This is a genomic window from Pseudomonas sp. WT-JTC, assembly GCF_056711565.1.
Genome location: NZ_CM160042.1, coordinates 4,954,130 through 4,970,151, shown reverse-complemented (window position 1 = coordinate 4,970,151; position 16,022 = coordinate 4,954,130). Strand labels below are relative to the sequence as shown.

Annotated in this window: 14 protein-coding genes; all 14 read left to right on the top strand. The window is 51.0% G+C overall.

The window, feature by feature from the left end:
* The first annotated feature begins 6 nt into the window (after positions 1–6).
* The 14 genes from hisC to wecB all read left to right on the top strand — a co-directional run bounded on the left by hisC (position 7) and on the right by wecB (position 16,012).
* Positions 7–1,119 (top strand): histidinol-phosphate transaminase, encoded by a 1,113-nt coding sequence (gene hisC, locus AC06G5_RS22465; RefSeq protein WP_413425555.1) that lies wholly within the window; start codon positions 7–9, stop codon positions 1,117–1,119.
* 28 nt (positions 1,120–1,147) lie between these two features.
* Positions 1,148–3,355, top strand: a complete 2,208-nt coding sequence (locus AC06G5_RS22460) for a bifunctional prephenate dehydrogenase/3-phosphoshikimate 1-carboxyvinyltransferase (protein WP_413425594.1) — start codon at positions 1,148–1,150, stop codon at positions 3,353–3,355.
* On the top strand, positions 3,352–4,041 hold the full coding sequence (gene cmk / locus AC06G5_RS22455) for a (d)CMP kinase (protein WP_007973641.1): 690 nt from the start codon (positions 3,352–3,354) through the stop codon (positions 4,039–4,041). Before AC06G5_RS22460 ends, cmk begins: the two co-directional genes overlap by 4 nt.
* A 120-nt stretch (positions 4,042–4,161) precedes the next feature.
* Entirely contained in the window at positions 4,162–5,853 is a 1,692-nt protein-coding gene (gene rpsA / locus AC06G5_RS22450) for a 30S ribosomal protein S1 (RefSeq protein ID WP_007973639.1), read from the top strand.
* Between the two features lie 209 nt (positions 5,854–6,062).
* Positions 6,063–6,344 carry a hypothetical protein gene (locus AC06G5_RS22445; RefSeq protein WP_413425557.1) on the top strand — a complete coding sequence of 94 codons (282 nt, stop codon included), beginning with the start codon at positions 6,063–6,065 and terminating at the stop codon, positions 6,342–6,344.
* 151 nt (positions 6,345–6,495) lie between these two features.
* Positions 6,496–6,792 (top strand): integration host factor subunit beta, encoded by a 297-nt coding sequence (gene ihfB, locus AC06G5_RS22440; RefSeq protein WP_046042607.1) that lies wholly within the window; start codon positions 6,496–6,498, stop codon positions 6,790–6,792.
* A gap of 50 nt (positions 6,793–6,842) precedes the next feature.
* On the top strand, positions 6,843–7,031 hold the full coding sequence (locus AC06G5_RS22435) for a LapA family protein (protein WP_057716573.1): 189 nt from the start codon (positions 6,843–6,845) through the stop codon (positions 7,029–7,031).
* Positions 7,032–7,152: 121 nt separating this feature from the next.
* Positions 7,153–8,223: an LPS O-antigen chain length determinant protein WzzB gene (locus tag AC06G5_RS22430; RefSeq protein ID WP_057713773.1), complete on the top strand. Its 1,071-nt coding sequence runs from the start codon at positions 7,153–7,155 to the stop codon at positions 8,221–8,223.
* Between the two features lie 426 nt (positions 8,224–8,649).
* Positions 8,650–9,909: an oligosaccharide flippase family protein gene (locus tag AC06G5_RS22425; RefSeq protein WP_407514865.1), complete on the top strand. Its 1,260-nt coding sequence runs from the start codon at positions 8,650–8,652 to the stop codon at positions 9,907–9,909.
* A complete protein-coding gene (locus tag AC06G5_RS22420) occupies positions 9,896–11,068 on the top strand; it encodes an EpsG family protein (protein WP_057713775.1) in 1,173 nt (390 codons plus the stop codon). Before AC06G5_RS22425 ends, AC06G5_RS22420 begins: the two co-directional genes overlap by 14 nt.
* The gene (locus AC06G5_RS22415; protein WP_413425560.1) at positions 11,068–12,270 is read left to right on the top strand and encodes a glycosyltransferase family 4 protein; all 1,203 of its coding nucleotides are present in this window, start codon (positions 11,068–11,070) and stop codon (positions 12,268–12,270) included. Before AC06G5_RS22420 ends, AC06G5_RS22415 begins: the two co-directional genes overlap by 1 nt.
* 13 nt (positions 12,271–12,283) lie before the next feature.
* Positions 12,284–13,321 (top strand): polysaccharide biosynthesis protein, encoded by a 1,038-nt coding sequence (locus AC06G5_RS22410; RefSeq protein ID WP_057713776.1) that lies wholly within the window; start codon positions 12,284–12,286, stop codon positions 13,319–13,321.
* Between the two features lie 3 nt (positions 13,322–13,324).
* On the top strand, positions 13,325–14,443 hold the full coding sequence (gene wbjC, locus AC06G5_RS22405) for a UDP-2-acetamido-2,6-beta-L-arabino-hexul-4-ose reductase (protein WP_480458328.1): 1,119 nt from the start codon (positions 13,325–13,327) through the stop codon (positions 14,441–14,443).
* A gap of 438 nt (positions 14,444–14,881) precedes the next feature.
* Entirely contained in the window at positions 14,882–16,012 is a 1,131-nt protein-coding gene (gene wecB, locus AC06G5_RS22400) for a non-hydrolyzing UDP-N-acetylglucosamine 2-epimerase (protein WP_057713778.1), read from the top strand.
* The last annotated feature ends 10 nt before the right edge of the window (positions 16,013–16,022 follow it).

Sequence of the window (16,022 nt, the reverse complement as noted above, 5' to 3'; positions counted from 1 at the left end):
TAGCATATGAGTGGCAATTTCCTCGCTCTGGCTCAGCCGGGCGTGCAACAACTTTCGCCTTACGTTCCGGGCAAGCCCGTGGACGAACTGGCACGTGAGCTGGATCTCGATCCGGCCAGCATCGTCAAACTGGCGAGCAACGAAAACCCGCTGGGCGCCGGCCCCAAGGCGCTGGCGGCCATACGCGATGCGCTGGCCGAGCTGACCCGCTATCCGGACGGCAACGGTTTTGCGCTCAAGACCCTGCTGGCTGAGCAGTGTCGTGTAGAGCTGAATCAAGTGACGCTGGGCAATGGCTCCAACGACATTCTTGAGTTGGTGGCCCGTGCTTATCTGGCACCGGGCCTGAATGCCGTGTTCAGCGAGCATGCGTTTGCGGTCTACCCGATTGCCACTCAGGCTGTCGGCGCAGAGGCCAAGGTGGTCCCGGCCAAGGATTGGGGGCATGACCTGCCTGCAATGCTGGCAGCCATCGACGCCAACACCCGCGTGGTGTTCATCGCCAACCCGAACAACCCGACCGGGACCTGGTTCGACGCCGAGGCGCTGGACGAGTTTCTGCAGGATGTTCCGGAGCACGTGCTGGTGGTGCTGGACGAGGCCTACATCGAGTACGCCGAAGGCAGCGACATGCCGGATGGCCTGGACTTCCTGGCGGCTTATCCGAACCTGCTGGTTTCCCGGACATTCTCCAAGGCTTATGGCCTGGCAGCACTGCGTGTGGGTTATGGCTTGTCGACGCCGGTAGTTGCCGATGTGCTGAACCGCGTACGCCAGCCGTTCAACGTCAACAGCCTGGCCCTGGCTGCTTCCTGTGCGGCGTTGAAGGATGAAGAATATCTGGCGCAGAGCCGTCAGTTGAACGAGTCCGGCATGCAGCAACTGGAAGCCGGTTTCCGCGAACTGGGGCTGAGCTGGATTCCGTCCAGGGGCAATTTCATCTGCGTCGATCTCGGTCAGGTCGCGGCCCCGGTATTCCAGGGCTTGTTGCGTGAAGGCGTGATCGTGCGTCCGGTGGCCAACTACGGCATGCCGAATCACCTGCGCATCACCATTGGTCTGCCGGCAGAAAACAGCCGCTTCCTGGAAGCGCTGAGCAAGGTTCTGGCTCGTGGTTGATGTCACTGCTCTGCAATCTGCTGAACCTATGATCGGTCGCCTGGTGGTGGTCGGTCTTGGGTTGATCGGCGGTTCGTTTGCCAAGGGTTTGCGTGAAAGCGGTATATGCCGCGAAGTGGTCGGGGTCGATCTCGATCCGCAATCGCGCAAACTCGCGGTCGAGTTGGGTGTGGTGGATCGCTGCGAGGAAGACCTGGGCGTTGCTTGTCAGGGTGCCGACGTCATCCAGTTGGCGGTGCCGATTCTGGCCATGGAAAAAGTGCTCGCGCGTATGGCCGGCATGGATCTGGGGCAAGCGATCCTGACCGATGTCGGCAGCGCCAAGGGCAATGTGGTGCGTGCTGCCACCGAGGCATTTGGCAGTATGCCGTCCTGCTTCGTGCCGGGGCATCCGATTGCCGGTTCGGAGCAGAGTGGGGTAGAAGCCTCCAACGCCGAGCTGTTCCGTCGCCACAAAGTGATCCTCACGCCGCTGGAGCAAACCGATCCGGCAGCCCTGGCGGTGGTCGACCGTCTGTGGCGCGAATTGGGCGCCGATGTCGAGCACATGCAGGTCGAGCGTCACGACGAAGTATTGGCTGCGACCAGTCATCTGCCGCACTTGCTGGCGTTCGGTTTGGTCGATTCGTTGGCCAAGCGCAATGAAAATCTTGAGATCTTCCGTTACGCTGCGGGCGGTTTCCGCGATTTCACAAGAATCGCCGGTAGCGACCCGGTCATGTGGCACGACATCTTCCTCGCCAACCGCGAAGCTGTCCTGCGCACACTCGATACATTTCGCAGCGATCTCGACGCCTTGCGCGACGCGGTCGATGCAGGGGATGGGCACCAATTGTTGGGCGTTTTCACTCGCGCCCGGGTTGCCCGCGAGCATTTCAGTAAAATCCTGGCCCGCAGGGCCTATGTGGACGCTATGAATTCCAACGATCTGATTTTCCTGGCTCAACCTGGTGGCCGCCTGTCCGGTCGGATTCGCGTACCAGGTGACAAATCGATTTCCCACCGTTCGATCATGCTCGGCTCCCTCGCTGAGGGTGTCACCGAAGTCGAAGGTTTCCTTGAGGGTGAAGATGCCCTGGCGACCCTGCAGGCTTTCCGTGACATGGGCGTGGTCATCGAAGGCCCGCACCACGGTCGCGTGACCATTCACGGCGTTGGCCTGCATGGTCTGAAGCCGGCACCGGGCCCGATCTATCTGGGCAACTCCGGTACTTCGATGCGCCTGCTGTCCGGCCTTTTGGCTGCGCAGAACTTCGACAGCACCCTGACCGGCGATGCCTCGCTGTCCAAGCGCCCGATGAATCGCGTGGCCAATCCGCTGCGTGAAATGGGCGCAGTGATCGAAACCGCCGCTGAAGGTCGTCCGCCGATGACAATTCGTGGTGGTAACAAGCTCAAGGGGCTGACCTACACCATGCCGATGGCCAGTGCCCAGGTTAAGTCCTGCCTGCTGTTGGCCGGCCTGTATGCCGAAGGCAAGACCACGGTTACCGAGCCTGCTCCGACCCGCGACCATACCGAGCGCATGCTCCGTGGCTTCGGCTACCCGGTAACGGTCAACGGTGCGACCGCGTCGGTCGAGTCCGGCAGCAAACTGACCGCGACCCACATTGAAGTCCCGGGTGACATTTCGTCCTCGGCGTTCTTCCTGGTGGCGGCATCGATCGCCGAAGGTTCCGAGCTGGTGCTGGAGCACGTCGGCATCAACCCGACCCGTACCGGCGTAATTGACATCCTGCGCCTGATGGGCGCCGACATCACCCTGGAAAACCAGCGTGAAGTGGGTGGCGAGCCGGTGGCGGATTTGCGCGTACGTGCAGCTAAACTCAAAGGTATCGAGATTCCCGAGGCGCTGGTTCCGCTAGCGATCGACGAGTTCCCGGTGCTGTTCGTCGCCGCAGCCTGTGCCGAAGGGCGCACCGTGTTGCGTGGTGCCGAAGAGCTGCGGGTCAAGGAGTCGGATCGCATCCAGGTCATGGCGGATGGTTTGCTGGCGCTGGGCGTCAAGTGCGAGCCAACCCCGGATGGCATCATCATCGACGGCGGCCAGATCGGCGGCGGTGAAGTGCACGGTCATGGTGATCACCGTATCGCCATGGCGTTCAGCGTCGCTTCCCTGCGCGCCAGTGCCCCGATCCGCATCCATGATTGCGCCAACGTCGCGACGTCGTTCCCGAATTTCCTGGCGCTGTGCGCACAGGTCGGTATTCGCGTGGCACAAGAGGCTCAGTCGTGAACAACATTGCACCGGTCATCACCATCGATGGGCCAAGCGGTTCGGGCAAGGGCACGGTAGCCGGGATCCTGGCCAAACGCCTGGGCTGGAACCTGCTGGACTCCGGTGCGTTGTACCGATTGCTGGCCTTCGCCGCGCATAACCACGGTGTCGACCTGACCAATGAAGAGCTGCTGAAGAAGCTCGCCGCTCATCTGGATGTGCAGTTCATCGCGGCGACGGACGGTCAGTTGCAACGCATCATCCTGGAAGGTGATGAAGTCAGCGATGTCATTCGCACCGAAAGCGTCGGTTCCGGCGCTTCCCAGGTGGCTGCATTGCCCGCTGTACGCGAGGCGCTGCTGCAGCGCCAGCGAGCTTTTCAGGAAGCGCCGGGCCTTGTGGCGGATGGTCGCGACATGGGTACGGTAGTTTTTCCTGACGCGCCGCTGAAGATTTTTCTGACCGCCAGCGCCGAGGAGCGGGCACGCCGTCGATATTTGCAGTTGAAGGGCAAGGTCGAGGGTGTTAGTCTGTCGAGTCTGCTAGATGAGATACGTGCGCGCGATGAGCGTGACACCCAGCGAGCGGTAGCCCCGCTCAAACCGGCGGCTGACGCCATACAGCTGGATTCCACGGAATTGTCCATCGACCAGGTGCTGGAACGCATCATGAGCGAGATCGCCATTCGCGATATCGCCGGGTGACCAAGAAGGCCGCAGGGGACCAGTCATAGTCCTGCGGTGGCTTCTTTTAAATGAAACTAACCCACACCGTCTGGGGTGTGGAGATGGGCGTATTCTTCGCCCTCATCAACAGGAATTAAAATGAGCGAAAGCTTTGCGGAACTCTTTGAAGAAAGCCTAAAGACCCTGAACCTTCAGGCAGGCTCCATCATCACCGGTGTTATCGTTGATATCGATTACCAGGCTCGCTGGGTAACCGTTCACGCTGGCCTGAAGTCCGAAGCACTGATCCCGCTGGAGCAGTTCTACAACGACGCTGGCGAACTGAACATCAACGTCGGTGACGAAGTTCACGTTGCTCTGGACTCGGTTGAAGACGGTTTCGGTGAAACCAAGCTGTCCCGTGAAAAAGCCAAGCGCGCTGAATGCTGGATCGTTCTGGAAGCAGCCTTCGCAGCCGAAGAAGTGGTCAAGGGCGTTATCAACGGTAAGGTTAAAGGCGGCTTCACTGTCGACGTTAACGGCATCCGTGCGTTCCTGCCAGGTTCTCTGGTTGACGTCCGTCCAGTGCGCGACACCACGCACCTGGAAGGCAAAGAGCTGGAATTCAAGGTCATCAAGCTGGATCAGAAGCGCAACAACGTTGTCGTTTCCCGTCGCAGCGTCCTGGAAGCCGAGAACTCCGCCGAGCGCGAAGCTCTGCTGGAATCCCTGCAGGAAGGCCAACAAGTCAAAGGTATCGTCAAGAACCTCACCGATTACGGCGCATTCGTCGATCTGGGTGGCGTCGATGGCCTGCTGCACATTACCGACATGGCTTGGAAGCGTATCAAGCATCCTTCCGAAATCGTCAACGTTGGCGACGAGATCGATGTCAAGGTTCTGAAGTACGATCGCGAGCGCAATCGTGTTTCCCTGGGCCTGAAGCAACTGGGCGAAGATCCATGGGTTGCTATCAAAGCCCGTTACCCGGAAAGCACTCGCGTTACCGCTCGTGTAACCAACCTGACCGACTACGGCTGCTTCGCTGAGCTGGAAGAAGGCGTTGAAGGTCTGGTACACGTTTCCGAAATGGACTGGACCAACAAGAACATCCACCCTTCGAAAGTAGTACAAGTCGGCGACGAAGTGGAAGTTATGGTTCTGGACATCGACGAAGAGCGTCGTCGTATCTCCCTGGGCATCAAACAGTGCAAATCCAACCCATGGGAAGATTTCTCTGGCCAGTTCAACAAGGGCGATAAAATCTCCGGCACCATCAAGTCGATCACCGATTTCGGTATCTTCATTGGTCTGGACGGCGGCATCGACGGTCTGGTTCACCTGTCCGACATCTCCTGGAACGAAGTGGGCGAAGAAGCCGTTCGCCGCTTCAAGAAGGGCGACGAGCTGGACACCGTTATCCTGTCGGTTGACCCAGAGCGCGAGCGCATCTCCCTGGGTATCAAGCAACTGGAAAGCGATCCGTTCTCCGAGTACGTTCAAGAGAACGACAAAGGCGCCATCGTTAAAGGCATCGTGAAGGAAGTTGACGCTAAAGGCGCCATCATCACTCTGGCCGACGATATCGAAGCGACTCTGAAAGCCTCCGAAATCAGCCGTGACCGCGTTGAAGACGCGCGCAACGTTCTGAAAGAAGGCGAAGAAGTAGAAGCCAAGATCATCAGCGTTGACCGCAAGAGCCGTGTAATTCAGCTCTCGATCAAGTCGAAAGACGTTGAAGACGAGAAAGAAGCAATCCAGAGCCTGCGCGACAAGCCAGTAGCTACTGATGCTCCTGTGGCCACCACTCTGGGTGACCTGCTGCGTGCACAAATGGAAAAACAGAACTAAGTTCTGATTTTCTGTAAAAAAGGGCGACTTCGGTCGCCCTTTTTTGTGCCTTGGATTTGGCGGACTGCGCCCGGCTTCAGTGGCTTCAGTCGGAACCAAAGATGCTGAAAAAATGTCTGATTGTTTAGTCGGATCAAGCGCTTATTTGCAGCTAGTCTTTAGCCTGAAACTAATGATCGCCCGGTGGGCTTTCTGGCATAAGGACGTGAATGAACAAGCTGATTGTCGCGGTGGCAGTGCTGGCTCTAGCGGGTTGTACCACCAATGCCAAAACGCATGCGGTACGCGGGGTAAGTGGCATTGAGGTTGATTGTTCAGGGCTCGGTTCGAAATGGGACCGGTGTTACAAGCGCGCGGCCAAGGAGTGCAAGGGGGTGGGATACAAGGTTGTGGCAAGGTCTGATGATCTCAAGGAAGAGGAGGAGGTCTTCCCCTTCGGATTCAATCCCGCAGGTTTCCTGACGCGCACTATTTTGGTGATTTGCCGATGAGGTTGTGATGGCTCAAGGGTCTTCCCTCTTTCAGGGGGCAAGCATTTTGGGGTAGGGGAATAGATGGCAAAACTCGGGCTGTTCAAAATCATGCGGCCGTGCTAAAACCTTTGGAGCGCTGACCTAGCTGCTTGAAAAAGAAGGGAAAAATATGACGAAGTCGGAGTTGATCGAACGAATTGTCACCCATCAAGGGCTGCTCTCATCGAAGGATGTGGAGTTGGCCATCAAGACCATGCTTGAGCAAATGTCCCAATGTCTGGCTACCGGAGATCGCATCGAGATCCGGGGTTTTGGCAGTTTCTCTCTGCACTACCGCGCACCACGGGTCGGTCGTAATCCAAAGACCGGTCAGTCCGTTAGCCTGGATGGCAAATTCGTTCCACACTTCAAGCCAGGCAAGGAACTCAGGGATCGGGTGAATGAGGACGAGGAGGAGCAGCAGTGAGTGGAAAGGCTCGTAGCGCCGCCCCAATTCGTTATGTCGGGTTCATCCTGATGATCTTAATAGTTGTATTGATAGTGGCGTTTGTGCTGGAAAACCAAGAATTAGTTGGTGTGCAATTTCTAGGTTGGTTGATGCCTAAACTTCCAGTGTCACTGTATATGTTGCTGTCGTTGTTAATCGGTTTGGCGGTGGGGCCTCTGTTCAGTTGGTGTGCTAGCCTCAGAAAGTATCGGGGTTAGAAGTCTGTTAACTTTAGGTCAAGATAGGAAAGGCCGTTGCATTTTAGTAAGTTCGCAAGAAGTGGCGGGCTGTTTTGTTTCGTAGATAAGTCTTTTCTAGCGTTTAAGGGTACTGATCATTATGCTCCAACTCTCGACCGCCTCAACAAGCAGTGATGAGATAGATATTTTTGTCTTGATCAAAGCGCTTTGGGTGCAGAAGTGGGTAGTTATCAGTGTAATCATTCTGGTGACTATAGCCTCGGCGGTATATGCCTTTACAGCTAAGCCATTGTATGAGGCCAGAATTTACGTATTGCCTCCCACTCAAAACGATATTGCGGATTTTAACTATGGTCGAACATTGAATTCCGACCTGCCGCCTTTCACTGTTAAAGATGTTTATGACGTATTTGTTCGTAATCTCTTTAGTGAATCCTTGCGGCGTTCTTTTTTCGATGAGGTTTATTTACCGTCGTTGACTGAAAATGCACGCAAGGGTTCGCGCGACCGTCTGTATCAAAATTTCTCAAAACAGTTGGTTATATCTGTGGGTGGTAAGGAAGGCCCAGACCGTTATTCTGTTACTGTGCAGGGCTACAACCCTTCGGAAGCTGGTGAATGGGTGCGCACTTATGTTCAAAATGCCGGTGTTGCAGCAAAAAACGAAATGATCAAAAACGTGGTTAGAGAGGCTCAGGTTAGAGCGCGCAACTTGGAACAACAGATTAATGGTCTCCGTGAAAGTGCTCGCCGAGAGCGAGAGGACAAAATAAAGGTCCTAAGTGAGGCTCTGGTGATTGCTAGGGCCGTTGGTTTGAACAAACCGGTCATTATCAGTGGGAGAACCTCTGCGGAGTTGTCTCTAGGTGTGGATAGTCAGGCTTTGTATATGCGTGGAAGTGATGCGCTCCAAGCCGAAATTGATGGCTTGGAAAGGCGTGAGTCTGATGATCCGTTCATTCAGAGTCTGCGAGTTTTGCAAGTTAAGTACTTATTTCTTAAAAATCTGACAATCGATTCCTCCAGTGTTTCGGTATATCGACAGGACGGAGCAGTTGACGATCCCGATAGTCCGATCAAGCCGAATAAATTATCAATTCTGATACAGGGGGCGTGCTTTGGGCTCTTCCTGGGGCTGGCGTTGGCTCTGTTCAGGTATTTCAAACCTTTGTTGCGCGCAAAAATTTTGGTTCCCTCCTCGCATACCTGAGGTGGGTAAATTGCCTATTGGCTGCAAGGGCGTCCGGGGCTTTCTTTTGGATGCTTGTGTTGCGTTCGGAAACGCAGCGCTCGCCACTCTGAGCAGTCGTTTTCAAATACGTGCCCTTCCTTACCCCCCCTTTTTTTTTGCTTGGTCGCGGAGGGGGGAGGGGGATGGCGCGCCAAGCGTTCGCGGTTCGATGGCAATATCAAGCCATAAAGCGCATGCCGATACGTAGAAATGCGGCTACCTATCAAAATCTGGTAACGCAATTGTGTCATCTAGGAGATAATAGCGAACGGGGCAATTAGAAGGCCTTCGCCTGATGCCAGGAAAAGTGTATAGATTTTAGAATTGCCTTAAATATTATTGCGCTGGGCGTTGGTCTATGGTAGGCGAGTTGGTTATGGTTGCGGGACAGGGATGCGGAACAGAATGATTAGGCCAATCATCAACATTGGTTGTCAGGCAGTTTTTAAACTAATGTTCGCTATCGCATCTCTGAAAGTAGTGGCGTTTTATGTTGGGCCGAGCGGCATGGCTGTAGTTGGACAGATACAGGCCTTTCTTCAGATTTTAAGTGCTGGTGTATCTTCGGTAACGACCACCGGTGTGGTAAAGCTGATAGCTGAAGATAAATATCCAAAAGAGCGAGTCCTGCAGTCGTCATTGATGCTGCTATTGGCTTTTAGTTTTTCTTTCGCTTTGGTTTTGCTTTTCTCAAGCACACTTATTTCAAATTTTTTCTTACAAGGTGGGTGGGCAGAGGTGTTGATGCTTCTGCCTCTAGGTGCATTTTTTATAGGTTTGAATAATTTATTCATTTCTTATTTTAATGGTGGTCAAAAATACAGTGAGTATTTTTGGTATTCCGTGATAACAGCATTTTTTACAGCGCTGTTGACGTGTGCTTGTTCCATTGTTTTTGGCAAGCCAGGAGCTGTTTATTCAATAGCGCTGGCACCTGCTATTGCGGGTGTGTGCGTGCTGCTTCTGCCTGCGAGATTTCGACTTCCACGCCTCAATCTGGTTAGTTTGGATGTTGAAGTCATAAAAATATTGTTGTCTTACTCCCTTATGGCCTTGGGGTCGGTAGTCATAGTCTACGGCGTTCAGATTGTCCTGCGAGACTATATATCTACTAACGGCTCAATGGCTGAGGCAGGCACGTGGTATGCAGTAACTCGTCTGTCCGACATATACATGGGTATATGTAGTGTTCTCTTTTCTACGTTGTTGTTACCTAAGTACAGTTCACAAGAGGGTAGGGGGCTGACGAGTTTAGTGTTTCGTATAGGGGTAATGGCACTCGGTTTTGTTGTTGTGATGGCTGTCTCTGTAAACGTATTGGCGAGCTTCGCTATTTGGTTGATTTATGGTGATGCTTTTGCAGCTGCAACCGGAATCATGAAGGTTTATGTAATTGGCGATGCTTTAAAGTGTCTGAGTTGGGTGTTTCTTTATGTGATGATAGCTAAACAGCATGTTCGATTCTATCTCGCCTACGAAATGCTTAGTGCGTTGTTGTATCTCCTTTTCTGTGTTTTGTGTTATCGGTTTTATGGTTTCAATAATATGGCTTATGGATATCCACTGCAGGGGGCTGTTTCTCTGACTGTGGTATTAATATGGTTCTTGGTAACGCGATACAACTCAACGCCTTTAGAACAGAATAATAAGTATGACGCAGTATAATATTGTATATGTTGTGGTTTGGTTGCTGGCTATTCTCTCATTGAGAAAAGATAATCTTCCTTCGGCATGGTTGTTTTTTTTACAGGTGACGTTGCTTGCCTTGTTTGTGGGGTTGAAGTTTCAAACCGGATATGATTGGCCAATCTATGAGGCGCATTACGCTGCGGTCCAAAGTGGGGAGGCTTTTTATCTTGATTTTGAGTTTGGGTACGAGTGGCTTGTCCAGTTTTCAACAAGTATAGGGTTGGCGTTCGAGCAGTTTTCTGCGGTAATAAGTATATTGGAGGTTTCTTTTATAGCTTTCGCAGCAAGACGGTTTTTTCCCAGGTATTGCCTGGTCGTTATGGCGATAATGTACTCGGTTCCAGATTTTTATTTGATACCTGCATTTTCTCTGCTTAGGCAAGGTCTTGCAGTTAGTATATTTTTGATAGGTGTGTATAAGTTTTTTTCAGATAAAAAAATCTCAGGCTTCGTCTTCTTTGCGATTGCTTGCTCGTTGCACTATTCGGTTGTAGGTGGGTTGTTGCTACTTGCATTGCTCTATATGTTTCCCCTAAGTCGAAGGGCGTTTTCATTGGTTTTTGCTGCTTCGGTGGCGCTGTATGTATCCTCTTTTGATATCATTCGCGGTGTTGTTGAGGTTCTGATTGTTTACGTCAATCCAAAATATATGATTTATTTGGATCGTGATGTTTTTAATGCGTCCTTTGCATATCGGGCTGCATTTGCTGTCGTTTCACTAGTGTTTTTTGTATGTATATATGGGGCATGGGTAAAACATGAGTCCTCTAGTGTTGAGAACCTTGGTGATGGGGGCGGGGTACAAACCTGTCGGCTAGCCTTGTTGGGGCTGCTCATTCCTTTGATTATATTTGGATTTCCAACTCTATCCACCCGGTATCAGTTTTTCTTCGCCATATTTCTTGTAGGGTGTGCACTCGGGGCTTTGCAGTATGTGACATACGCAAGTCGCATTATTGTCATATTTGTGGTTGCGATAATTGCATACTTGCCATTCTATAGATTTCTCTCAAGTCCGCTTTCTATTGTTTATATACCCTATCAAAGTCAGCTCTTTTATGATCATAAAAATTCGACTGGGCAAGATCGTACCAATGATTTGCTCAACCAATTAGACGTGCTGTGGTCCAAATAATGAAAACAAGTAAACATATCGTTCTGCTTACTACCAAATACGCAGATGACAAAAAAGATGCCTGGTTGACTAATGAGTTGGCCTACTCATTGAATGAGGAAGGGCATAATGTCTCGGTGGTTGTTTTCTCGTGGCTCAAGAATGAACCTGTGTCATTCACTAAGGTGATTGATGGTATCAAGGTTATCAGGGTCAAGCTTCCGGCTATATTTTACAATACAGGGGTCATCGGTACTGCCCTGAAGATTTTCCTGTTTCCCTTCCTGGCTCGCCATGAAGTGCGAAAGCAAGTGGATAAATGCGACTTGTTAATTGCCAATACGCCTTGTGTGACTATTTTGGGGATGTCGCGTTATTTTAGGAAGAAATATGACTCCCGGTCTTTTCTGGTGCTCTGGGATTTCTTCCCATATTACTTGAAAGACCTTGGTGCTATTAGAAATAAGCTGTTTTTTGGCTTTTTCCGTTATCTTGAGCAGATAATGTATAAAAGTTTTGATCGTATCGGATGCATGACTGAAGGGAATGCGAAATTCCTGTTTGATAATTTTCCGGCAGTGGATAAGCAGCGTGTTGAAATTTTGCCTCTTTGGGCGAAGATCAAGCAGGTTGATCCGATAGATAAGTCTGAAATAAGGTTGAAGTACGATTTGCCATCGGCGGGGTTTATCGCTGTTTATGGTGGTGCAATGTCTATTGTTCAGGAGTTGGACAATATTCTCGATTTGGCCGAGCTTTACTCTGGCGGTGATGTGACCTTCCTTTTTATTGGCAAGGGGACTGAGAAGGAAAGGTTGGAGAAGTCGGTAATTGCTCGAGGGTTAAAGAACGTAAAGTTTATCGACTACGTGCCTCGTGATGAGTATCAGCATGTAGTTCAGGCCTGTGATGTGGGTCTGATTTCGCTGTCTAAGAAGTTAACTGTGCCGAGCTTTCCCTCTAAGTCATTAGATTATTTTAAAGTTTCTCTTCCGGTGCTTGCGTCTTTGGATTCAGTTACGGATTTTGGAGATATCCTTGAAAACAAAATATGTGCTGGTTTTGCCGTAGTGGCGGGAGATGTAACTAATCTAAAAGGCAAGTTGGACTTGTTGATTAAGGATGCTGAGCTCTGTAAGGCGCTAGGGGCCAATGGTCGGCGCTATTACGAAAAATACTTGAGCGTCGAGAACGCAAGAAGTATTATCATTTCATCACAATAAGTGGGGTCTTCTCATGGCTATTTCTTTCAGTAACTCAACGCTTTTGATCACCGGTGGCACCGGGTCGTTTGGTAATGCTGTGCTGAAACGGTTTCTCGATACCGATATCAAAGAAATCCGCGTGTTCAGCCGAGACGAGAAAAAGCAAGATGACATGCGTAAAAAATACGCAAACACCAAGCTGAAATTTTATATTGGCGACGTCAGAGATTTCCAAAGTGTGCTCAACGCTACTCGTGGAGTAGATTATATTTTTCACGCCGCTGCCTTGAAGCAGGTCCCTTCATGCGAATTCCATCCAATGGAGGCTGTGAAAACAAATGTGCTTGGTACGGATAACGTACTGGAAGCGGCAATACAGAATAACGTCAAGCGCGTAGTTTGCCTGAGTACCGATAAAGCTGTTTATCCAATCAATGCAATGGGTATATCCAAAGCAATGATGGAAAAAGTAATGGTTGCCAAATCGCGTAACGATAATAATACGGTTATCTGCGGTACTCGCTACGGTAACGTGATGGCGTCCCGCGGTTCCGTTATTCCTTTGTTTGTTGATCAGATCCGCTCGGGCATACCTCTGAGCCTGACTGATCCAAACATGACGCGATTCATGATGACTTTGGCAGATGCGGTCGATCTGGTTTTGTATGCTTTTGAGCATGGCACAAATGGTGACATGTTCGTCCAGAAAGCTCCTGCAGCGACTGTGGAAGTATTGGCGAAAGCATTGATCAATATGCTTAATGTGCCAGATCATCCCGTTCAGGTTATTGGCACCCGTCATGGTGAAAAACTTTTCGAAGCGTTGCTTAGTCGCGAAGAAATGGCCTGCGCAGAAGACCGCGGTGACTACTTCCGCGTACCGCCAGATCTGCGGGATCTGAATTACTCCAAGTTTGTGGAGCAGGGTGAGACTAAAATTTCTCGCACAGAAGACTACAACTCGCATAATACCGAGCGTCTTGATGTAGAAGGTATGCAGAAACTGCTCCTCAAGTTAAACTTTATGCGCGCTATCCAGCGTGGTGAGCACGCCACACCTGAGGAATAAGTAATGAAGGTTCTGATTACAGGTGCCAATGGTTTTGTCGGCCAGAATCTTATTTCGCATCTGAGCGAGAAGTCAGATGTCGAAGTGGTGCGCTTTACCCGCGAAGATTCGCTGGAAAACCTACCGAGTCTGGTTGCCCAGGTTGACTTTATTTTCCATCTGGCCGGTGTCAATCGTCCGTTGGACCCGCAGGAGTTTCATACCGGCAATACCGATTTGACTTGTGCGCTCTGTGATGCTATTCGTCTCGGTGGCCGGAAAGTTCCAGTACTGTATACGTCGTCGAGTCAAGCGGAGTTGGATAACCCATACGGCAGCAGTAAGCTTGGTGCCGAGCAAGTACTGCTTGATCTGAACTCGAAAAATGGTTCGGAAGTACACTTGTTTCGTTTGCCTAATGTATTTGGTAAGTGGGCTCGTCCTAACTATAATTCAGCGGTTGCAACTTTTTGCAATAATATCGCTCGCGGTCTGCCAATTCAAATCAATGATCCACATGCGCGCATTAATCTGGTTTACATAGATGATGTAATTGCATGCTTCATTGCTGTAATGGAAGGGAAGAAGTCGGGCTCGCCGTTTGTTAGTGTTGAGCCTCAATATAATATTACGGTGGGTGAGCTTTCTGAGCAATTGGCGGCCTTCCGTGATAGTCGAAAGTCGATGATTACCGAGTCGGTAGGGACTGGGCTTGTAAGGGCTCTTTATTCCACTTACTTGAGTTATCTGCCGCCCGAGCGTTTTACTTACGAAGTTCCCAAGCACGGTGATCCGCGCGGGGTTTTTGTGGAGATGCTTAAAACCAAAGAGGCCGGACAGTTTTCTTACTTTACTGCGCACCCAGGAATAACACGCGGCGGGCATTACCATCACACAAAGACGGAAAAGTTTCTTGTCATCAAAGGCACGGCATGTTTCCGTTTTCGTCATATTGTTTCGGGCGAGTTTTACGAATTGTTCACTTCCGGAGAAAATCCGGAAATTGTCGAAACAGTTCCAGGCTGGAGCCACGACATTACCAATATTGGCAGTGAGGAAATGATCGTTATGCTTTGGGCTAACGAGATTTTTGATCGCGAAGCACCTGATACGTTTACCTTTCCTGTTGGTACTGAAGCGTAATAACCGTATGCGCCGCTTTATTCCTTAAATAAGGAATGGGGCGGCGCTGTGCTTTTATGGGGGCTTGCGATCGCTTGAAGTGGTAGTCTTGTAAATCCGGTTTTTGACAGTTCGTCACCCACTCGCTGGGTCAAAAACAGGCCGGAAAGTCTGTTGGTATTGACTTTTTCGTTGGAGTTATTCCTCGAAGGGATCACCACGGGGTGATCGGATGTGGCCACCGAGCGTGGTGGAGATGAGGCGCGATCGATGGTGAACCGCCCTTTATCGCCCGTTCGCACTCAATCACCCAGGATGCAGAAGCCAAGTGGTGTAGCGTCCACTCGTCCATTAATGGCCCCCATTGGGCTTCATCCATGCTAATGGATAGCGTTAGTGGCAGTTGAAGATTAGAATTGTTGATCGTTTTTATCACTTATTAAAATGTGACGTTTAAAAATGAAAAAATTGAAAATCGTTACCGTAGTGGGTACTCGCCCGGAAATCATTCGTCTGTCGCGCGTCATGGCCGCTCTGGACAGGGACTGCGACCATGTTCTAGTGCACACCGGGCAGAATTATGACTATGAATTGAACGAGATTTTCTTTCAGGATCTCGGTATCCGTAAACCCGACCACTTTCTGAATGCTGCTGGTGCAACAGGTGCGGAAACCATCGGTAACGTCATTATTACCGTTGATCGCGTGCTGGCCGAGGTTCAGCCTGAGGCTCTTCTCGTCCTCGGCGACACCAACAGCTGCATGGCGGTCATTCCCGCCAAACGTCGCAAAATTCCGACCTTCCATATGGAAGCTGGTAACCGCTGCTTCGACATGCGTGTACCTGAAGAGATCAACCGACGTATTGTGGATCACACCGCAGATATCAATTTAACTTACAGTACCATTGCGCGTGACTATCTGCTAAGTGAAGGTTTGCCACCAGACAGGGTCATCAAAACTGGCAGCCCGATGTTTGAGGTACTTAATTATTATCGTGAAGGTATCGATTCTTCGGACGTGCTGGAGCGGCTTGGGCTTGAGCAGGGCAAGTTTTTTGTAGTGAGCGCACACCGTGAAGAAAATATTGATTCCGATACTAACTTCGGCAAGCTTGTTGACGTGCTCAACGCAGTCGCGGCGCACTATGACTATCCGGTAATTGTTTCCACTCACCCGCGGACACAGAAGCGTGTCGATGCCATGGGGGTGAAGTTTCACGAGAATGTTCGTCTGTTAAAGCCGCTCGGCTTCAAGGACTACAACAAGTTGCAGCTTGAGTCCAAAGCAGTACTTTCCGATAGCGGTACGATCAATGAAGAATCCTCCATTCTCAATTTCCCGGCGTTGAATATCCGTGAGGCGCACGAGCGTCCAGAGGGTATGGAAGAAGCCGCTGTGATGATGGTTGGCCTTGAGTCCGAGCGAGTGATGCAGGCCTTGCAGGTGCTGGACGGTCAAAGCCGAGGCGAGGTTCGCAGTCTGCGCCTGGTGGCAGACTACAGCATGCCGAATGTGGCCGATAAGGTGGTTCGAATCGTTCACAGCTACCTTGATTATGTAAATCGCGTGGTTTGGAAAAAGTATTGAGTTGAGCTGT